General features: G+C 48.5%; 1 protein-coding gene. It reads right to left on the bottom strand.

Annotated elements, in window-relative coordinates:
• Positions 1 to 371: 371 nt before the first annotated feature.
• Entirely contained in the window at positions 372 to 1,190 is an 819-nt protein-coding gene (locus tag FYJ51_RS13400) for a hypothetical protein (RefSeq protein WP_154506024.1), read from the bottom strand.
• Between the last annotated feature and the right edge of the window lie 142 nt (positions 1,191 to 1,332).

The raw sequence follows: 1,332 nt of genomic DNA, 5'->3' as shown, positions 1-1,332 counted from the left end.
CCAGGATCAAACTCTCCATTTGATTTGACTCTATTCTTCGCTGACTTTCGTCAGTCTTCTTTCCTTATCGGAATTTGACGTTCTTTTTCGTTGCTTAATTCCTGTTCAGTTTTCAAAGATCTCTCGCCCGCTCCTTTCGAAGCGTGCTCCACGATAATACTCTATCTTAATTAGTCTGTCAACAAGAAATTCGAGAAATTTCAGGAAACAGTGCTACTAGGACCAGAGAAGGAAAACTGCTTGATACTGCTTTCCTCGTGGGCTTTTAATATAGCATACCCTATCAAGAGAATGCAACAGGTTTTCGGGCATTTTTACGGGCTTTTTACGCAATAAGTTAGTTGTAAATCCAATTATAGCCATGGAAACGCTCAGGATTCTGAGGCCATCAGAATCGTAGCATCATCATCGGTATAATTCGGCCCGAAGGCAGACACGTTGCTGCGGAAATCGCGCTTTCCGGGATCCGGGGAATGCTCCAGCAGCCCTGGCATCCGCTCCAGAATGTGTATCATTCCATCTGACATCGCATAGACCGGGCCTTCAGAGATTTCCGCATCACCGCTGACACCATGAGGAATGCCCGTTCCATCCAGTGAAGCGATCCAGTAGCCTTCAGGATTCGTATCTGCATGGTTCAGAAGCTTTCTGGTCTCCTGATAAACCTGGAGAGACTCTCTCCGCAGCATCTCCGCGTCCTCGTCGCTGAGTACAGAGACGCTCCACAGCTTGGCTTTCAGAGCAGCGACCTTCTTCTTGTTCCGCTCATTGATGCGATCAAAAGAAGCATCCCGGATCAGCTTGCCGTCCGGTGTGCGAAGGGCACAGTCGCCGATCACATAGTATTCCAGCTTGCCCGGGCGGATCCGGCCCAGTGCTGCCGCAAACGTAGGCTTTGCATAATAAGGCAGCTGGTCATAGCCAGGCACTTCGCCAAGGTAGATCTGATCAATGGCTTTCACTGCCTGAAGGAGATTATCCTGCAGCGATCGATTACCATCATACATCTGCTTCAGCGCCTCGCTGATTGCTTCCATGGTTTTCTGAACATCATTGCCGCCGAGATAATCATCTCCGAATAAAGGCGTTGCCCCGTCAAATACCCAGAAGGCATCGAGAATACTGTCAGCTATATCCTGATTCACGTGATTCTTCCCTGTCAGGGAATATGTTTCAATCTTCAGACTCATTTTTAGCTCACTCCTTGCTCCAGAGTAACATAAAAAAAAGAGGAAGAGCAGAAGCTCTTCCATCGATTACCCGGCAGCGTGCTTGTTTCACTGAGGTCCGCTCAGCTATTTTCGCCCCTGCAGTGCTTAACTTCTGTGTTCG

The organism is Stecheria intestinalis, assembly GCF_009696165.1.
In the GTDB taxonomy this organism is placed as follows: domain Bacteria; phylum Bacillota_I; class Bacilli_A; order Erysipelotrichales; family Erysipelotrichaceae; genus Bulleidia; species Bulleidia intestinalis.
This window is presented reverse-complemented; position numbering and strand designations above follow the sequence as displayed.

Excerpts from the sequence above, each read along its gene's own strand:
- FYJ51_RS13400 (WP_154506024.1), bottom strand. The coding sequence starts at position 1,190 with ATGAGTCTGAAGATTGAAACATATTCCCTGACAGGGAAGAATCACGTG.